This is a genomic window from Pseudomonas sp. 43mfcvi1.1 (assembly GCF_900115935.1).
GTDB classification, from domain to species: domain Bacteria; phylum Pseudomonadota; class Gammaproteobacteria; order Pseudomonadales; family Pseudomonadaceae; genus Aquipseudomonas; species Aquipseudomonas bijieensis.
This window is the reverse complement of the sequence record NZ_UETT01000002.1, coordinates 178,494-197,356: the sequence shown is the minus strand read 5'-3', so window position 1 is coordinate 197,356 and position 18,863 is coordinate 178,494. Positions and strand designations below refer to the sequence as shown.

12 protein-coding genes are annotated in these 18,863 nt (G+C 61.4%); 7 read left to right on the top strand and 5 right to left on the bottom strand.

Translation table 11 applies throughout. The annotated features are described in order from the left end of the window. Positions 1-229: 229 nt before the first annotated feature. The 3 genes from DTP52_RS04250 to DTP52_RS04240 form a co-directional block, all read right to left on the bottom strand. Positions 230-1,606, bottom strand: a complete 1,377-nt coding sequence (locus tag DTP52_RS04250; RefSeq protein WP_109751997.1) for a DUF3999 domain-containing protein — start codon at positions 1,604-1,606, stop codon at positions 230-232. Next, complete coding sequence (locus DTP52_RS04245) at positions 1,603-5,226, bottom strand: DUF2339 domain-containing protein (protein ID WP_109751996.1); 3,624 nt, start codon at positions 5,224-5,226, stop codon at positions 1,603-1,605. The genes DTP52_RS04250 and DTP52_RS04245 overlap by 4 nt, the downstream gene beginning before the upstream one ends. 284 nt (positions 5,227-5,510) lie before the next feature. Next, complete coding sequence (locus DTP52_RS04240; protein ID WP_109751995.1) at positions 5,511-7,961, bottom strand: glycogen/starch/alpha-glucan phosphorylase; 2,451 nt, start codon at positions 7,959-7,961, stop codon at positions 5,511-5,513. Between the two features lie 252 nt (positions 7,962-8,213). Between DTP52_RS04240 and DTP52_RS04235 the strand changes: the two genes are divergently transcribed. Then, positions 8,214-8,651 (top strand): YkgJ family cysteine cluster protein, encoded by a 438-nt coding sequence (locus tag DTP52_RS04235; protein ID WP_003196865.1) that lies wholly within the window; start codon positions 8,214-8,216, stop codon positions 8,649-8,651. A gap of 221 nt (positions 8,652-8,872) precedes the next feature. Here the strand turns inward: DTP52_RS04235 and typA are convergent, their stop codons facing one another. Further along, entirely contained in the window at positions 8,873-10,693 is a 1,821-nt protein-coding gene (gene typA / locus DTP52_RS04230) for a translational GTPase TypA (RefSeq protein ID WP_053117555.1), read from the bottom strand. Positions 10,694-10,831: 138 nt separating this feature from the next. Then, the gene (gene thiI / locus DTP52_RS04225; protein ID WP_109751994.1) at positions 10,832-12,286 is read right to left on the bottom strand and encodes a tRNA uracil 4-sulfurtransferase ThiI; all 1,455 of its coding nucleotides are present in this window, start codon (positions 12,284-12,286) and stop codon (positions 10,832-10,834) included. 328 nt (positions 12,287-12,614) lie between these two features. Here thiI and glnA point away from each other — a divergent pair, with 328 nt between their 5' ends. The 6 genes from glnA (at position 12,615) to ntrC (ending at position 18,848) form a co-directional block, all read left to right on the top strand. After that, positions 12,615-14,021, top strand: coding sequence for a type I glutamate--ammonia ligase (glnA, locus tag DTP52_RS04215; protein ID WP_003196860.1), 1,407 nt, complete (start codon positions 12,615-12,617; stop codon positions 14,019-14,021). Between the two features lie 122 nt (positions 14,022-14,143). Continuing rightward, positions 14,144-14,707, top strand: a complete 564-nt coding sequence (locus DTP52_RS04210) for a chorismate mutase (protein ID WP_109751992.1) — start codon at positions 14,144-14,146, stop codon at positions 14,705-14,707. Positions 14,708-14,940: 233 nt separating this feature from the next. Further along, the gene (locus DTP52_RS04205) at positions 14,941-15,456 is read left to right on the top strand and encodes a DUF4124 domain-containing protein (protein WP_109752355.1); all 516 of its coding nucleotides are present in this window, start codon (positions 14,941-14,943) and stop codon (positions 15,454-15,456) included. Further along, the gene (locus DTP52_RS04200) at positions 15,453-16,076 is read left to right on the top strand and encodes a DUF4124 domain-containing protein (protein ID WP_109751991.1); all 624 of its coding nucleotides are present in this window, start codon (positions 15,453-15,455) and stop codon (positions 16,074-16,076) included. The genes DTP52_RS04205 and DTP52_RS04200 overlap by 4 nt, the downstream gene beginning before the upstream one ends. A gap of 253 nt (positions 16,077-16,329) precedes the next feature. Next, positions 16,330-17,415, top strand: a complete 1,086-nt coding sequence (glnL, locus tag DTP52_RS04195; protein ID WP_053117539.1) for a nitrogen regulation protein NR(II) — start codon at positions 16,330-16,332, stop codon at positions 17,413-17,415. After that, entirely contained in the window at positions 17,412-18,848 is a 1,437-nt protein-coding gene (ntrC, locus tag DTP52_RS04190) for a nitrogen regulation protein NR(I) (protein WP_109751990.1), read from the top strand. The genes glnL and ntrC overlap by 4 nt, the downstream gene beginning before the upstream one ends. Positions 18,849-18,863 lie beyond the last annotated feature (15 nt).

The following is an 18,863-nucleotide window of genomic DNA, read 5'->3' as shown; positions in this document are numbered from 1 at the left end:
GACGGCTCCGAAGAATAGGGGGCGGAAAAACCAGCGCAGTTTAGCGCGAGTCGGGACTTAATTCCTCCTATGAGACGGGATATGGAGGATTGAGTTCACGGGCTGGCGCCTCGCTTGGGTATTTCTGTTGATTGAGAGGACGCTATCGCGAGCAGGCTCGCTCCCACATTTGATCTTCTGCGGACACAATTTTGTATACGACATAAATCCAGTGTGGGAGCGCAGCACCTCAGTTTTTGACCGGCGGCTTGCGCAGCAGGCTGAACGCCATCGCCGCCAAGAACAGCACGCTGATCAACAGCACTGCCCACAAGCCGATTTTCTTCCAGTTGGTCTCGACCGTTGCAGGCGCGGTTGCCGTGGCCGCAGCCGGGGTCGACGTGGCCACGCCGTTCACCGTCGCCGTACCCAGCGTCGCCAGGCGCGACGGCTTGTAGTCAGGCACAAGGGTGGTCAATGGCAGGCTGGCCGCTTTGACTGTCGCACTGCCCAGCGCCAGGCTATAAGGCCCCTCGCCGCGCGCCAGGAACACCACCTGGGTCGGGCGTACGGCAAAGCGCAGGGCCGGAGCTTCGGTTCCCAGGCCGCCGCCGCGCTCGTCCACGGTCAGTTTCAATTGCTGCACGGTCTGACCAGACAGTTGCAATTGGTTTTGCAGCACATCCTGGCCATTCTGGGTCAGGCGATAGAGCAAGCCACTGCCCAGCGATTGCCACGGATGGCTGCTTTCTCGACGCCCGGCCAGGGTCACCGGCGCCAGGCTGTTGGCCTGGCTCAGCTCGACCTGCACCTGCTCGATGTTCAGCCCCATGGGCAACTGCCAGGTGTACTCACCGGCCTTCGCGGTGCTGCCGGCCAACGGCTGCGACCACACCAGTGGCAACGGCAAACTTTCGCGGCTGGCGCTTTGCAGTTGGGCCGAGGTCAGCACCGGCGCGGAGGATGGCGAATCCCACAGCAACCGCAGGTAACGCGCCGGCTGCCCCGGCAAGCTCACTTCATGTTGTTCGACCCGCTCATCGGCAAAGGTCAGGCGTGCCACCTGGCCTTCGCCCCACGACTGCCAATGCTGCAAGTCGTCACTGGCTTCGATGGTGAACCGCTGGAAACCGTCCCGCTCACTGGTCCAGTCGAGGATCAGTTGCTGCAATGGCGCCTTGATCGCGCTGGCATCCAACAGCCAACCACGCAGTTCCTCCTCCCCCGCTTCGAGGCGGCTGGAGGGTTGGACTTCCACCAGGGTGCCGTTGGCGTTCGATTGCACCCGCACACTGGGCGCACGCTCGTTGTCATCGGCGGCGTTGTACAGCGGGAACCATTTCACGTCGGTGAGGGTACGGTTTTCCCGGCTCTGGGCCGACTCGCGCAGCAACGCGTAGGCCTGGGCCTGGCCGGCCGCATTGAAGACCCGCAGGTCGCTCAGGTCGGTCTGCCGCGCTTGCAACTGAACGTCCAGTGGCAACGGCAGGCGATACCACGGCCCTTCGCCGCTCAAGGCCAAGGGCACCTGATGGGCGAAATCCGCCGGTTGCTCCTGGGCCGTAGCCGACAATGCCACCCACAACCCAACCACACCCAGTCCGATGCGACTCAACTTGCGACTCAAGACGACACTCCCTCACTGACAGGCATCGGCGGCTCGGCCGGCGAGGCCGTTTCCGGGCGCTTGGGCGGCAGCGGCGCGAAATAGCCCACCACCAGCAACAACACGCCCACGCCGATAAACGACACGATCCGCGCCAGACCGCCACGGTTACTCAACTCGACAAAGAACAACTTGGCCACGACCACGGCGATCAACGCCGCGCCGATCAGCCACACCTCTCGACGGTGACGCAGGTGCCCACCGATCATCAGGCCCAGGGCGATCAAGGTCCAGACGATGGACAGCCCGGCTTGCACGAACATGGATTCAAGCAGCGCATCGAGCTCGAACGGCACGCCCATCCACTGGTGGGCACTGCGCATCACCAAGGCAGTGAAGAACGCGAACAGCGACACACCAGCGATCAACTGGGCGATGTGTCCGACGCGGTTCCAACGATTCGTCGATTGCGCCACGGCGTTGCGGGCCCACACATAGACACCGAACAAGGCGAACAGCAGGCCCAGCTCCAAGGGATTGAGCAACGGCACGTAAGGCAGTGGCTCTGCGGTTCCATCGCTGAAGGTGTTGGTCAGCCAGAACCAACCGAGCATCAACAGCGCCATGGGCGCCGCCGCATAGACCCGGTATTCGCGCGACTGGGCCGAGATCGGCCATGGCCAGGCACGCGGCGCGGCCATCAACACCAGGTACAGGCTCGGCAGGATCGCCCAACCCAGCCAGCGCCAAGCGTTGTACTGCTCGGACAGCAACAGCAGGCCGTAACGCAACTCCAGCATCAACACCGCCATCAGCAACCAGCAACCGAGCACATGGGCCGTGCTGCGCGCCCGGGCCGGCAGCATCGCCGCCAGGCGCTTGAGAGAGAAAAAGTGCACGGCAAATACCGCCAGCCAGGCCAACCAGCCGAAATCCGCGGCAGGGTGATAGTAGCCGTGCCCCGTCGCCACCAGCACGCAACCCGCCGCCGGAATCAACAAGGTGCACAGCAGCCCCAGCGCCGGCCATTTCAAACGCAGCGCCAAGACGGTCCACACCGCCACACTGATCGCCGCGACCAGCAGCAACAAGCTACCTTGCAGGTTCGCCGGGGCGAAGCGCAGCACTTCGCTGACCCACGCCAGCGCCCACCAACCGGCACCCCAGATCAGCAGCAACTCGGACAGACGCTGCAAGCCCAAGGCTTGCAACTCCTGCGCCGCGTGGGCCCGTTGCAGTCGCCACGCCCCCACCAGCGCTGCCAGCCCCAACACCAGCGGCGTCCAGAAGCCGCTGTGGGCCAAGGGCCGCAGATCCTCGGCGCTGAGCGGCCCCAACAGCGTCGGCCCTGCCGTCAGAAACGCCGCACCGCCCAGCAGTTGCAGCAGCAGGCCGAAGACAAAGCTCACGCGTTGTTTCAGGTACAGGCTCAGCCAGATGATCAACAGGCCGCTGGCCGCCCACACGCCACTCGCCGTTTGCCATGGCAGCACGAACAGCACCGCTAGATTGATCAGCACCAGTCCTGCCAGCAACACCACTGAGAGGCCGCGCAGCAACCGGACATCGTTGCGCACCATATCGTCGCGTGCCGCCAGCAACATGCCGCCAATCAACGCCAGGCCGATCAGCGAGGCGCTGAGCAAACCGCTCCAGCCCGCGCTGAACACCGCCGCCGAATCACCTTCGGCGCCTTGCAAGCGCACCAGGAACAACGCGCCACCGAGCAATTGCACCGCAAATGCAGTGAACAGGAAGCTGCGCGATTGCAGGCGCAGGCCGACAAACAGCGTCGCCAATCCGGCCAGGGCCCAAGCGATGGCGGTGCCGTGAGTGAGGAAGAACAGCGGTGCCAGCAGATAGAGGAAACTCAGCCCCAGCACCGCCAGCACTGGCAGGCCCCGGCGCTCCCAGGCTGCACAGTGTTCAGGCGCAGCCTTGAGCAGTTGGTAGAACGTGAACAGCAAGGCGCCGCCGAGCATCAATGCCCCCAGTGGTGAACCATCGAGCAGGCTGCCGTCGCCGTTGCGCAACTCGCTGACAAACGCCAGTGCCGAGCCCAATTGCAGCAACAAGGCAAACGCTCGGGCCAAGGGTCGTTGCTGGCGCAGGCCCAGCCAGAAAATCCCTGCGCCCTCCACGGCCCAGGCCGCCGAGGTCCAACGCGCGTCAAGCCCCAAGGGAATCGCCAGGCTGGCAAAAATCACTCCCAGGGCCAGGCAGGTTTCGGCCAGCAGCAAGGCGCGCCCGCCCATCAGCACGCGGGCCAGGCCCATGTAGATCATGCCCAGGGCCAGAGCGCTGAACGCGGCGGCGAATTCCAAATGCTGCACCAAGGCGAACTGCAAACCGAAACCCACCAGCGGCGGTGCGAACAACATCGTGCCGTCGACGTAATCACCCTTGCGCGCCGACCAGCGCAGCAATGCGTCGCGGCTGCCGTCCTCTGGGGCATCGCTCATTTCCAACAGTTTGCGACGGGTGAACAGCAAGCCGATCGCCAGGTAAATGAGGAAGAACAGAATCAGGAACGGCTCGGTGCTCCAGAGCAGTTCCGGCGTGTAAGAACGCAGGCCCCAGGCGAATCCAATGCCGAAGGTGCCGACGAAGCCGATCAGGTTCAGCAGGCGCCAGGCCTTGAACCAGGCTATCGCGAGGATGCCGGCATTAAGCAGGATGAAATAGCTGAACAGGGCAACGTGGTTACCGCTGCCGGTAGACGTCAGGATCGGTGCGGCAAACCCGCCCAGCGCCGCAGCCGCAGCCAGGCCCAGGGCGTTCTGGGTAATTGCCAGGATCGCCGAGAACACGGTAACTGCCACCAGCAACCCCAAGGCCGCCTTGGAATCGAGCAACGGATGCAGGCGCATGGCGGCGAACACCGTCAGGTACAGCACGGCGATCCCGGTGCCCTGGAGCATCAACGCATAACTACTGTTGCGTTGACGCAACCACCAGCCCAGGCCCAGCAGGCCCAACGCGCTGGCCGCGACGCCGGCGTAACGCAGTTCGATCGGCACCACCATGCCTTCGGTGGCGTAGCGCAACAGGAACGCCAGGCCGAGGAACAGCAGCACCACGCCGACCCGCAGCACCGTGTTGCCGCCGAACAGCCAGTTGCGCGCGCCGATAATGGCGCGGTCGAACAAGTTAGGACCACGCGGCGCCGTCGGTTGCGCAACCATCGGTTCCAGAGGCAGAGGGGCAAAGTCGCGCTGGGCACGCCGACTGGAGGTCTCTGGCGCGGGCTTCCAAACGTCATCGGGCAACGGCTGGCTGGCCTGGGTGGCCATCGAGGGAACGGGCTCGAGGTCTGGCGGCAATTCCCAGATGAGCTCTGGCTCGGTGCGCGTCTCGGGTTTCGCGGTCTGGGGTACGACAACCTCGGGTGCTGGGGCCGGATCACTCGATTCGGCCACCTTGCCGCGTTCGAGAACCGCCAGACGGGCTTGCAGCGTGAGCAAGCTCTGCTGGGCCTCTTGCAACAAGACCTGTTGCTTGGTCGCCTGGAGACCCAGGCGGCCCAGTCGAAACGATTGGGCAATGCCAAGCCCCACCAGCGCGCCTATCAGCGCATCGGCGAACGACTCGTCCACCACCCAGCCGAGTGCCAGGCCCAACAGCGTCAAGATCCATTGCATGGTCGATATCCCTAAGCGGCCCGTTGCGGGCGTAACCGGGGTGATGCGGTGCCTGGATCAGTCTAGTGGAAAGCCCCAAACCCTGTGGGAGCGAGCCTGCTCGCGATAGCGGTCTTCACATCCAACATTGATGTTGGTTGACAGACCGCTATCGCGAGCAGGCTCGCTCCCACATTGGACACTTTTGACTGAGCGACAACACCGCAGCCCGGCGAAACTGGCGCTTAGTATATCGACGAAGCCCAACCGCCGTTGGGCTTCGCTCACATTTCTTACAGCAAATGCTATTCCAGGGCTTTCCAGATGTCGGTGGCGTACTCACGGATGGTCCGATCCGAGGAGAACCAGCCCATGCGCGCAGTGTTGAGCACCGCCGAACGCCACCATTGCTTGGAATCATGCCAACGTTCTTCGACCTTGGCCTGGGCGTCCCAGTAGGCGTCGAAATCGGCGCAGACCAGGAAACGGTCGTAATTGATCAATGAGTCCACCAGCCCGGCGTAGCGCATCGGATCATCCGGCGAGAACACCCCGCCGCGAATCGCCTGCAACACATCATTGAGCCGATGGGAGGCGGCGATGTCCGGCTCGGCGCTGAATTCACCATTGCGCTTGCGGGCTTCCACCTGCTCAGCCGTCAAGCCGAAGATGAACATGTGCTCACCACCGACGCGCTCATGCATTTCCACGTTGGCGCCGTCCATGGTGCCGATAGTCAACGCACCGTTGAGACCGAACTTCATGTTGCTGGTGCCCGACGCTTCGAAACCGGCGGTGGAGATCTGCTCCGACAAATCCGCCGCAGGAATGATGCTCTCGGCCAGGCTGACGTTGTAGTTGGGCAGGAACACCACTTTGAGCAAGCCACGCACGGTTGGGTCATTGTTGACCACTCGGGCGATGTCGTTGGTCAGCTTGATGATCAGCTTGGCCTGGTGGTAACTGGCGGCGGCCTTGCCGGCGAAGATTTTCACTCGCGGCACCCAGTCCACTTCCGGTTCGGCGCGGATCGCCTGGTACAGCGCCACGGTGTGCATCAGGTTGAGCAACTGGCGTTTGTACTCGTGGATCCGCTTGACCTGCACGTCGAACATCGCCGCCGGGTTCACGGCAATCCCCAACCGCTCGTGGATCAGGTAAGCCAGGGCTTTCTTGCTATGCAGACGCTGCTCGGCGAACTGTTTACGAAACGCCGGTTTATCGGCAAACGGCTCCAGTTCGATCAGACGCTGCTCGGGGTTGTCCAGCACGCTCGGGCCGAGGGCATCGACCATCATCGAGGTCAGTTCGGCGTTGGCCTGGAACAACCAGCGGCGGAAGGTGATGCCGTTGGTCTTGTTGTTGATCCGATCCGGATAGAGCTTGTGCAGCTCGGAGAACACCGTGCTGCGCATCAGTTGGGTATGCAGGCCGGACACGCCGTTGACGCTGTGGGAACCGAGGAACGCCAGGTTGCCCATGCGCACCCGGCGACCGTTGTCTTCTTCGATCAGCGACACCGAGCGCAGCACATCGAAATCGTGCACGCCCTTGGCCCGCAGCGAATCGATGTGCTGGGCATTGATCAGATAAATGATCTGCATGTGCCGGGGCAGCATGCGCTCCATCAGCCCTACCGGCCAGGTTTCCAGGGCTTCGGGCAGCAGCGTGTGGTTCGTGTAGGACAGCGTGTCCTGGGTGATCTGCCAGGCAGCGTCCCAGGCTACGTCGTAGACGTCCACCAGTTGCCGCATCAGTTCGGCCACGGCGATCGACGGGTGGGTGTCGTTGAGCTGGATCGCCGCGTGATCGCCCAGGGTCAGCACCGAGGTGTGCATGTTGCGATGGCGGCGCAGCAAGTCCTGCAGCGAGGCGGCAACGAAGAAGTACTCCTGGCGCAGGCGCAGCTCCTGGCCGGCCTCGGTGCTGTCGGCCGGGTACAGCACACGGGAAATACTTTCCGCCCGGGCCACCTCCGCTACCGCGCCCAGATGGTCGCCGGCGTTGAAGCGCTCCAGGTGCAGGTCTTCCACCGCCCGGGCGCGCCACAGGCGCAAGGTATTGACGCTGGCACCGCGCCAGCCCACCACTGGCGTGTCATAGGCAATGGCCCGCACGGTTTCCGCCGGGGACCAGACTTGCCGGGTCTTGCCGGCGTCGTCGGTGACGGTCTCTACACTGCCGCCAAAGCCGATCGGGTAGACCACCTCTGGCCGCTCGAACTCCCACGGGTTACCGAAATCCAGCCAATGCTCGGTCTGCTCCTGCTGCCAGCCATCGACGATCGCCTGGCGGAACAAGCCGTGCTCATAACGAATGCCGTAGCCGTGGCCGGCGATGCCCAGGGTCGACATGCTTTCCATGAAACACGCCGCCAGACGGCCAAGGCCGCCGTTGCCCAGTGCCGCATCCGGTTCGAGCAGGCGAATGCGCTCCAGGTCCACGCCCAGCTCAGTCAGGGCCTCACGCGCAGTGTCCAGCAGGCCGAGGTTGCTCAGGCTGTCGTAGAGCAAGCGGCCAATGAGGAATTCCAGGGAGAGGTAATAGACGCGCTTCTGGCCCTTGCGATAGATCTGCCGCGTATGGTCCATCCAGTGTTCGACCATATGGTCGCGGGCAGCAAGGGCAATGGCTTCGAACCAGTCGTGATCAAACGCATGATCCGGGTCCTTGCCGACGGCATAAGTGAGCTTGGTCAAAACGGCGTCGCGAAATGCAGCGACTTCAGCTTCGCGAACAAGTGGTTCTTGAGTCATTGATGAGACCTCGAACGAGCATGGAATTGTCTGAGCCTAGTCGGTCTGACAGACGGCACAGGCTCTGGTTCGGTGGTTTTTCCCTGTGACGGAGAATCGTCGCCAGGGAATTGCCGGATGAGCGAATGAATGCAGGGGCCGTGCCGGTCCGGGAGCGGTTTGGCCGGGATGAAAAAAAACTGGCGGATGGTCGTTCAAAATTTCACCAGTCCCGGTATGATCGCGCGCCCTGATGCATGCTGGTAAACCGTGATGATGAAGCCCAACCTGATCGCCGCCGCGGAGATCGACCGACTCGATACCTGGGCCAAGTACTCCGCCCCGATGTGCGGTTCCTGCGTGTCGAGCTGCTGCACGCTGCCGGTGGAGGTCAAGATCAAGGACCTGATCCGCATCGGCATCGTCGATGAGTTCGAACTGGGCGACCCGCCGAAAAACATCGCCAAGCGCCTGCAAAAGGAAGGGATCGTCGAGCGCTACAACCAGAAGTCGGAAATCTTCACGCTCCAGCGCATGAGCAACAACGATTGCCTTTATCTGGACCGCAAGAGCCGCTTGTGCACCATTTATGAAAAGCGCCCGGACACTTGCCGCAACCATCCGCGGGTCGGGCCACGGCCGGGCTATTGTGCCTACAAGCCCAAGGAAGTGGAGCGCGAGCGTAATCCGCGGACGTTGGACAAGTTCTGATCCATAGAAGGTTCAGCGGTGCCTGGACCACTGTCATCGCGAGCAGGCTCGCTCCCACACTGGATTTGTATCGGACACAAAAAAGCGGTGGTCGCTGCAGATCAACTGTGGGAGCGAGCCTGCTCGCGATGAGGCCTCAACAGGCGCCACATCACTTCCAGGCATAAAAAAACGCCCCCGATCTCGCGACCGGGGGCGTTTTTCATTCAGCCTGGGCTAAATCAGTTCTTGGCTTTCTTGGCAGCGCGGGTACGCTCGCTTTCATCCAGGATCTTCTTACGCAGGCGGATCGACTTCGGCGTCACTTCACACAATTCATCGTCCTGGATGAATTCCAGGGCCTGTTCCAGGGTGAAGCGAACAGGTGGAACCAGGGCGATGGTTTCGTCTTTGCCCGAAGCACGCATGTTGTCGAGCTTCTTGCCCTTGGTAGGGTTAACGCCCAGGTCGTTGTCACGGCTGTTCAGACCAACGATCTGGCCGCCGTAGATTTCCTGGCCGTGCTCGACGAACAGCTTGCCACGCGCCTGGAGGGTTTCCAGGGAGTAGGTCAGCGCCTTGCCGGTTTCAACCGAAACCAGAACGCCGTTCTGACGGCCAGACATGTCGCCAGACTTCATCACGTCGTAACGGTCGAAGATCGAGGTCAGGATGCCAGCACCGTTGGTCAGGGTCAGGAATTGGTTACGGAAACCGATCAGACCGCGAGCAGGGATGTTGTATTCCAGACGTACACGGCCTTTGCCATCCGGCACCATGTTGGTCAGGTCGCCCTTACGCAGGCCCATCTCTTCCATCACCTTGCCCTGGGATTCTTCCGGCAGGTCGATGGTGACGTTTTCGAACGGTTCGTGCTTCACGCCGTCAACCAGACGGATGATCACTTCCGGACGGCCTACAGCCATTTCGAAGCCTTCGCGACGCATGGTTTCGATCAGAACCGAGAGGTGCAGTTCGCCACGGCCGGAGACCTTGAACTTATCGGCCGAGTCGCCTTCTTCAACGCGCAGTGCAACGTTGTAGAGCAGTTCTTTGTCCAGGCGTTCCTTGATGTTACGGGACGTCACGAACTTGCCTTCTTTACCGCAAAATGGCGAGTCGTTGACCTGGAAGGTCATGGAAACGGTCGGCTCGTCGACGGTCAACGGCTTCATCGCTTCAACGGTGTCCGGGTGGCACAGGGTGTCGGAGATGAACAGCGAGTCCATGCCGCTGATGCAGACGATGTCGCCGGCAGCCGCTTCTTCAACGTCTACACGGTGCAGACCGTGGTGACCCATCAGCTTCAGGATACGACCATTGCGGCGCTTGCCGTCGGCACCGATAGCCACGACCGGGGTGTTCGGCTTGACGCGACCACGAGCGATACGGCCAACACCGATAACACCCAGGAAGCTGTTGTAGTCCAGTGCCGAGATTTGCATCTGGAACGGACCGTCACGGTCGACTTTCGGTGCGGGTACGTTGTCGACGATCGACTGGTACAGCGGGGTCATGTCTTCAGCCATTTCGGTATGGTCCAGACCGGCAATACCGTTCAGGGCCGAGGCGTAGACGACTTTGAAGTCCAGCTGTTCTTCGGTGGCGCCCAGGTTGTCGAACAGGTCGAAGATCTGGTCCAGGACCCAGTCCGGACGCGCGCCTGGACGGTCAACCTTGTTGATGCACACGATCGGACGCAGGCCGGCTTCGAAAGCCTTTTTGGTCACGAAACGGGTTTGCGGCATAGGGCCGTCCTGGGCGTCGACCAGCAGCAGCACGGAGTCGACCATCGACATCACGCGCTCTACTTCACCACCGAAGTCGGCGTGGCCCGGGGTGTCCACGATGTTGATGTGGTAGCCATTCCAGTTGATGGCGGTGTTTTTCGCCAGGATGGTAATACCGCGCTCTTTTTCCTGGTCGTTGGAGTCCATCACGCGCTCGTCGTTGAGCTCGTTGCGCTCCAGGGTGCCGGATTGACGCAAGAGTTTGTCTACCAGGGTGGTCTTACCATGGTCAACGTGAGCAATGATGGCGATGTTGCGTAGATTTTCGATCACTTGTGTATCTCGATCAGAGGATTCGGTGTGCTGACAGGTCGTGGCAGCGATTTACGTTGAGTCCGACAAAGCCGTTACAGCCTGTCGGCGGCGTCGGGGGGCCGGTGACGCAGGCCACAGGCAAACAGCCCCGGGCACTTAGCTCGGTCGATAAACGCGCACATTGGCATGCCCCTCACTGAGCAAATGGTGGGCATGCAGGCGACTCATCACGCCTTTGTCGCAATACAACAGGTACTGGCGAGTAGGGTCCAGTTCCTTGAAACGCGCGTTCACTGCATAGAACGGCATCGTTTTTACCTCGATGCCGGCGACACTCAGCGGGTCGTCTTCAGCGTCGTCCGGATGACGGATGTCGATGATGATCTGACCGGCCAGCGCTTCGCCGACTTCTTCAATCTGTATGTCCTGGCCCAATTCGTCGATGACGCGATCGATCGGTACCAGCCTGGCGTTTTCGAGCGCCCGCTCGAGTATCGCCATGTCGAATTCTTTCTCTTCGTGCTCGACCCGCCCGCGCTTGGCCGCCGTCTTCGGGTTGACCGAGATGACGCCGCAGTACTCCGGCATGTGTCGGGCAAACTCGGCGGTGCCAATGGCATTGGCCTGGTCGATGATGTCCTGCTTGTGGCTGGCAATCAGCGGCCGCAGGACCAGCTTCTCGGTCACGCAGTCGATCACCGACAGGTTCGGCAACGTCTGGCTCGACACCTGGGAGATCGCCTCGCCGGTCACCAGCGCGTCGATGTGCAGGCGGTCGGCAATTCGTGAAGCGGCGCGCAACATCATACGCTTCAAAATGACGCCCATATGACTGTTATCGACTTTGCCGAGAATCTCGCCCAGGACTTCCTCGAACGGCACACTCACAAATAACACGCGTTGGGAGCTGCCGTACTTCTTCCAGATGAAGTGCGCCACTTCCATCACGCCCAGTTCATGGGCGCGCCCGCCGAGGTTGAAGAAGCAGAAATGGCTCATCAGGCCGCGACGCATGATCTGGTAGGCCGCCACCGTGGAGTCGAAACCACCGGACATCAGCACCAGGGTCTGCTCCAGCGAGCCCAGCGGATAACCGCCGATGCTGTTGTGCTGGCTGTGGATCACGAACAGCCGCTGGTCGCGAATTTCAATGCGCACTTCGATCTGTGGGTCTTTCAACGAAATACCGGCCGCACCGCACTGTCGGCGCAACTGGCTGCCGACGTACTTTTCCACATCCATCGAACTGAATGGGTGCTTGCCGGCACGCTTGCAACGCACCGAAAAGATCTTGCCGGCCAGGGCATCACCATAATGAAGCATGCACTTGGCAAGGATGTCGTCGAAATCCCCCAGCGGGTACTCATCGACTTGCAGGAAATGCGCGATGCCCGGCATGCAGCTCAGGCGCTCGGTCATTTCCTTCAGGACCTTGGGTTCGCTGACACGGGTTTCCAGCTCGAGGTTGTCCCACACGCCGTTCACCACCACGGCCGGGTCCAGGTCTCGGAGCACGGCGCGGATGTTCTTGGCCAACTGGCGGATGAAACGCATCCGTACCGGGCGGCTCTTGATGGTGATCTCGGGGAAGACTTTTACGATTAGTTTCATGAAAACAGCGCGCGAACGGCCAGCCGAAAAAGGGGGGCGCGGATTATAGCGGAAATTGCTCAAGGTTTAACCAGTTAATGTGCAGATCGTTTTGCATGCACCAAAACAGGTCATTATCGATTGACGACGCCACATTGCAGTGCGTTATTGTCTGACAATCCGCGATTAAGGCCCTCAAAAGCGTGGATTTGGTGCAAAAAACCCATGCTGGGGCACTGGCATGCAATTTGCTCCCTTGTGAGGCAGGTTGCCTTGGCAGAGTATTCGCGCCGGCATCACCCATATCTAAGGGCACTCCACTACCCGCCCGAAGCCACCCGGAGGACATATGTCGAAGTCGGTTCAACTCATCAAAGATCATGACGTCAAGTGGATTGATCTGCGCTTCACTGACACCAAAGGTACTCAACATCACGTGACCATGCCGGCCCGTGATGCGCTGGACGACGAATTCTTTGAAATCGGGAAAATGTTCGACGGCTCCTCCATCTCCGGCTGGAAAGGCATCGAAGCCTCCGACATGATCCTGATGCCGGACGACGAAACCGCCGTCCTGGACCCGTTCACCGAAGAGCCGACCCTGATCCTGGTCTGCGACATCATCGAACCTTCGACCATGCAAGGCTATGACCGCGACCCACGCGCCATCGCCCACCGCGCCGAGGAATACCTGAAGTCCACCGGTATCGGCGACACCGCTTTCTTCGGTCCTGAGCCTGAGTTCTTCATCTTCGACTCGGTCAAGTTCAAGTCCGACATCTCCGGCTCCATGTTCAAGATCTTCTCCGAACAAGGTTCGTGGATGTCCGACCAGGACGTGGAAGGCGGTAACAAAGGCCACCGTCCAGGTATCAAGGGCGGCTACTTCCCGGTTCCACCGTTCGACCACGACCACGAGATCCGTACCTCCATGTGCAACGCACTGGAAGAGATGGGCCAGACCGTCGAAGTTCACCACCACGAAGTGGCGACTGCCGGCCAGAACGAAATCGGCGTGAAGTTCAACACGCTGGTCAAGAAGGCTGACGAAGTCCAGACCCTGAAGTACTGCGTGCACAACGTTGCCGATGCCTATGGCCGCACCGCGACCTTCATGCCGAAGCCTCTGTACGGCGACAACGGTTCGGGCATGCACGTTCACATGTCGATCTCCAAGGACGGCAAGAACACCTTCGCAGGCGAAGGTTATGCCGGTCTGTCGGACACCGCCCTGTACTTCATCGGCGGTATCATCAAGCACGGTAAGGCCCTGAACGGCTTCACCAACCCGTCGACCAACTCCTACAAGCGTCTGGTACCAGGCTTCGAAGCCCCGGTCATGCTGGCCTACTCGGCTCGCAACCGCTCCGCCTCGATCCGTATTCCTTACGTGAACAGCCCGAAAGCCCGCCGTATCGAAGCTCGCTTCCCGGATCCGGCTGCCAACCCATACCTGGCCTTCGCTGCACTGATGATGGCCGGCCTGGACGGTATCCAGAACAAGATCCACCCTGGCGATGCCGCTGACAAAAACCTGTATGACCTGCCGCCTGAAGAGGCCAAGGAAATCCCACAGGTTTGCGGTAGCCTGAAAGAAGCCCTGGAAGAGCTGGACAAGGGCCGTGCGTTCCTGACCAAGGGCGGCGTATTCAGCGATGACTTCATCGACGCTTACATCGCACTGAAAAGCGAAGAAGAAATCAAGGTTCGCACCTTCGTACACCCACTGGAATATGAGCTGTACTACAGCTGCTGATCCAGTAAGCGCCGCCACGCACGGCGTGAATAAAGAGAGGCCTCCTTCGGGAGGCCTTTTTTATGGGCGCAGGTTGCGTGCATGATGCCTCCCCGCCCCCTCCATAGAAGACGAGACTGCCCATGACTTTGCGCTTCAAGCTCTGCCTTGCCCTGTCTGCCGCGCTGTTGGCCGGCACCGCCGAAGCCGCCTCCACTCCCGCTCCTGACGCCCTTACCCCGCTGCTTAACGCCATTGGCGAACGCCTGGCCCTCGCCGATGATGTGGCGTTGAGCAAATGGGACAGCCATAAACCGGTAGAAGACCGTCAGCGCGAGAGGGAAGTGATTGCCGCTGCCGTTGCCCAGGCGCCGGCCTACAAGCTGAGTGGCGAAACCGTGGAAGCGTTTTTCGCAGCCCAGATAGAAGCCAACAAAATGGTGCAGTACATCGATTTGTCCGACTGGGCCCTGGAAGGCAAGGCCCCGGACCTTCCGCGCCCGGACCTGGTGGGACAGATCCGCCCGCAACTCGACCGACTGCAAAAGCGGCTGCTGCAACAACTGGCCGACTTCGCCCCCTACCGCACCGACCCGCAGTGCCCGCAATGGCTGGCCCGAGCTACCCACCACAACAAGCAGCACCCGATACACCGGCTGGCCCTGATCCGGGCAACCGGAGAACTGTGCCTCTCCCCAAAATCCTGAGCCCCCCCTTCCCCTGTGGGAGCGAGCGTCGGCCATAAAGGCTGTGAACACCACAGATCCAATGTGGGAGCGGGCTTGCTCGCGAAGGGGCCGCCACATCCAACATCTCAGCGACTGACACACCGCTTTCGCGAGCAAGCCCGCTCCCACAAGGGGTGCGATACAACAACTTGGGCCATCCGCGTCGCCTGGCCTATGCTGCACCTATCACTTTTCGTTTTCGGTCGATTTTCATGGGTCGTGGTTTTTCAATCATCCTGTTGTTGCTGGCTCTGCCAGCCGCCGCGCAGATCTACAAGTACACCGATGCCGAGGGCAACACCGCCTACAGCAACCAGCCGCCCCAAGGCGTACCGGCTCAGACGGTGGAATTACCGCCGCTCAACAGCATCGAACGCCAATCCCCGGCCAGCCCGGGCGCACCACCAGCCTCCGCGAACAGCGACGAGCCACGCAATGCCTACGAGATACTGGAACTGACGGACATTCCCACCGACGAGGCCCTGCGCGCCAACAACGGCACCTTCACTGTTGGCGTACAGGCTCAACCGCGATTGCGCAGCCCGCATCTGTTCCGGCTGCTACTGGACGGGCACCCCTACGGCCAGCCGACCAACGTGCCACGCCTGCAATTGGTGAATATCGACCGGGGCGAGCACAGCCTGGCGGTCCAGGTGATTGATGGGGAAACCCTCGTGCAACAAAGCGAAACCGTCACCTTCACCGTGCAGCGGGTGCACCGGCCATGATCCGCCGGTTGCTGGCGCTGGGCCTGTTGCTGATCGCTCAGTCAGGCGCGGCCCAGGTCTACACCTACATCGATGCCCAGGGCAATCGCGTGTTCACCGATCAACCGCGCCCCGGCAATGCGAAGAAAGTCCAACTGCCACCCAGCAATCGGATGCCGGCGCCGCCTTCAGGAACGTCCGCGGCGCCTACGGCCGAAGCGCGGCCCGAGCCGCTGTTTCATTACGAAATGCTCCGCCTGCTGATACCCGAGCCGGACGCGACGATACGTAGCACCGCAGGCGAGCTGATCGTCAGCGTCACCAGCGAACCCGGCCTGCAAAAAGGCCACCGCTACCGCCTGCTGCTCGACGGCCAGCCCACGGGCGCACCAGGGCCGAGCCCGGTGTTTGCCTTGAGTAACATCGACCGAGGCACCCATCATCTGGCGGTAGAGATCCTCGATGAGCAAGACCGTATCGTCGAACGCACCGCCAATCAGCCCTTCCATATGCAACGCATGTCCCTGGCGCAGAAGCGTCGCATCAACCCCTGCGCCACGACCGATTACGGTCAACGTCCCGAGTGCCCCCTGGCCGAAAAGCCCGAAGAAGAAAAAAGCAGCATCCTGCCGTTCTTTTAACGCCGCTCAGGTTGGCGCACTATCTTGGTGCAATACATTGCACGCTACCCAGATTCCAAACCCATTTTGGTTCGAAAGTACCCGAAAAAGCTGGCAGAACGCCACGCAACCGGGCGAAAAACACCCTTTTGAGGCTCTAAACGCTTCTTTTCGGAGCCTTGGTTTGGTTTTTGCATTTTCCTTGTAACAGCGCATTAATCGCGCGCGCAATTTGGGACCGGCCCCGAGTTGCTACGCTCCAAAAGAGGTCCTGATGACCATTAGCGACGCACTACACCGCTTGCTGCTCGACAACCTCACCACCGCAACCATTCTGCTCGACGCCGAATTGCGCCTCGAGTACATGAACCCGGCGGCGGAGATGCTCCTGGCCGTCAGCGGCCAGCGCAGCCACGGGCAGTTCATCAGCGAGTTATTCACCGAATCCGCCGAGGCGCTCAACTCCCTGCGCCAGGCAGTGGAACAGGCCCATCCGTTCACCAAGCGCGAGGCGATGCTCACCGCGCTGACCGGCCAGACCCTTACAGTGGATTATGCGGTCACGCCGATCCTGAACAACGGCGCCACCTTGCTGCTGCTGGAAGTCCACCCCCGTGATCGCCTGCTGCGCATCACCAAGGAAGAGGCCCAGCTATCCAAGCAGGAAACCAGCAAGATGCTGGTGCGTGGCCTGGCCCATGAGATCAAGAACCCCCTCGGCGGGATTCGTGGCGCGGCACAGTTGCTCGCCCGTGAACTGCCGGAAGAAAGCCTCAAGGACTACACCAACGTCATCATCGAGGAAGCCGACCGTCTGCGAAACCTGGTGGACCGCATGCTCGGCTCGAACAAGCTGCCATCGTTGGCGATGTGCAACGTCCATGAAGTGCTGGAGCGCGTCAGCAGCCTGGTAGAAGCGGAAAGCCAGGGTTGCATCACCTTGGTGCGCGACTATGACCCGAGCATTCCCGATGTCCTGATCGACCGCGAGCAGATGATCCAGGCCGTACTGAATATCGTGCGCAACGCGATGCAAGCCATCAGCAGCCAGAACGAACTGCGCCTGGGCCGTATCAGCCTGCGCACCAGGGCCATGCGCCAGTTCACCATCGGCCACGTGCGCCATCGCCTGGTGACCAAGATCGAGATCATCGACAACGGTCCGGGCATCCCTGCCGAGCTGCAGGAAACCATTTTCTTCCCCATGGTCAGCGGCCGCCCGGACGGTACCGGGCTGGGCCTGGCCATCACCCAGAACATCATCAGTCAGCATCAGGGCTTGATCGAGTGTGAAAGCCACCCCGGCCACACCACCTTCTCGATCTTCCTGCCACTGGAACAAGGAGCCACATCGACATGAGCCGTAGTGAAACCGTGTGGATCGTCGATGACGACCGTTCTATCCGTTGGGTCCTGGAAAAAGCCTTGCAACAGGAAGGCATGACCACCCAGAGCTTCGACAGCGCCGATGGGGTGATGAGTCGCCTGGCGCGTCAGCAACCGGACGTCATCATCTCCGACATCCGCATGCCTGGCGCCAGCGGCCTGGATCTGTTGGCGCGGATTCGCGAGCAGCATCCGCGGCTACCGGTGATCATCATGACCGCCCATTCCGACCTGGACAGCGCCGTGGCGTCCTACCAGGGCGGGGCCTTCGAATACCTGCCCAAGCCATTCGACGTCGATGAAGCGGTGTCGCTGGTCAAGCGCGCCAATCAACACGCCCAGGAACAACAAGGCATGGAAGAGGTGCCGGCCCTGGCCCGCACCCCGGAAATCATCGGCGAAGCGCCGGCGATGCAGGAAGTGTTTCGCGCGATCGGGCGCTTGAGCCATTCCAACATCACCGTGCTGATCAACGGCGAATCCGGCACCGGTAAAGAACTGGTGGCTCACGCCCTGCACCGCCACAGTCCACGGGCGGCGTCGCCGTTCATCGCGTTGAACATGGCGGCGATTCCCAAGGACCTGATGGAGTCCGAGCTGTTCGGCCACGAAAAAGGTGCGTTCACTGGCGCGGCCAACCTGCGGCGCGGGCGCTTCGAGCAAGCCGACGGCGGCACATTGTTCCTCGATGAGATCGGCGACATGCCGGCCGACACCCAGACGCGCTTGCTGCGTGTACTGGCGGACGGCGAGTTCTATCGGGTGGGCGGGCATACGCCGGTCAAGGTCGATGTGCGCATCATCGCCGCGACCCACCAGAACCTGGAAACCCTGGTTCACGCCGGCAAGTTCCGCGAAGACTTGTTCCACCGCCTGAACGTGATCCGCATTCATATCCCGCGCCTGGCGGATCGTCGCGAAGACATCCCGACCCTGGCCCGGCACTTCCTCAGCCGCGCGGCCCAGGAGCTGGCGGTGGAGCCCAAGCTGCTCAAGGGCGAAACCGAGGAATACCTCAAGAACCTGCCGTGGCCCGGTAACGTGCGCCAGCTGGAGAATACCTGCCGCTGGATCACGGTGATGGCTTCGGGTCGCGAAGTGCACATCAGCGACCTGCCGCCGGAGCTGTTGAGCCTGCCACAGGACTCGGCCCCAGTGACCAACTGGGAACAAGCCTTGCGCCAGTGGGCCGACCAGGCCCTGTCCCGCGGCCAGTCGAGCCTGCTGGACAGCGCCGTGCCGAGTTTCGAGCGGATCATGATCGAAACCGCCCTCAAGCACACCGCCGGTCGCCGTCGCGATGCTGCCGTGCTGCTGGGCTGGGGCCGCAATACCTTGACCCGCAAGATCAAGGAATTGGGGATGAAGGTCGATGGTGGGGATGATGATGACGGGGATGAGGGCTGATCGGCCTGTAACCCT

Bases quoted from the DNA above. Each gene is read 5' to 3' on its own strand.
- DTP52_RS04245 (WP_109751996.1), bottom strand. From the start codon at position 5,226: ATGCAATGGATCTTGACGCTGTTGGGCCTGGCACTCGGCTGGGTGGTG.
- DTP52_RS04240 (WP_109751995.1), bottom strand. From the start codon at position 7,961: ATGACTCAAGAACCACTTGTTCGCGAAGCTGAAGTCGCTGCATTTCGC.
- DTP52_RS04235 (WP_003196865.1), top strand. From the start codon at position 8,214: ATGATGAAGCCCAACCTGATCGCCGCCGCGGAGATCGACCGACTCGAT.
- thiI (WP_109751994.1), bottom strand. From the start codon at position 12,286: ATGAAACTAATCGTAAAAGTCTTCCCCGAGATCACCATCAAGAGCCGC.
- glnA (WP_003196860.1), top strand. From the start codon at position 12,615: ATGTCGAAGTCGGTTCAACTCATCAAAGATCATGACGTCAAGTGGATT.
- DTP52_RS04210 (WP_109751992.1), top strand. From the start codon at position 14,144: ATGACTTTGCGCTTCAAGCTCTGCCTTGCCCTGTCTGCCGCGCTGTTG.
- DTP52_RS04205 (WP_109752355.1), top strand. From the start codon at position 14,941: ATGGGTCGTGGTTTTTCAATCATCCTGTTGTTGCTGGCTCTGCCAGCC.
- DTP52_RS04200 (WP_109751991.1), top strand. From the start codon at position 15,453: ATGATCCGCCGGTTGCTGGCGCTGGGCCTGTTGCTGATCGCTCAGTCA.
- glnL (WP_053117539.1), top strand. From the start codon at position 16,330: ATGACCATTAGCGACGCACTACACCGCTTGCTGCTCGACAACCTCACC.
- ntrC (WP_109751990.1), top strand. From the start codon at position 17,412: ATGAGCCGTAGTGAAACCGTGTGGATCGTCGATGACGACCGTTCTATC.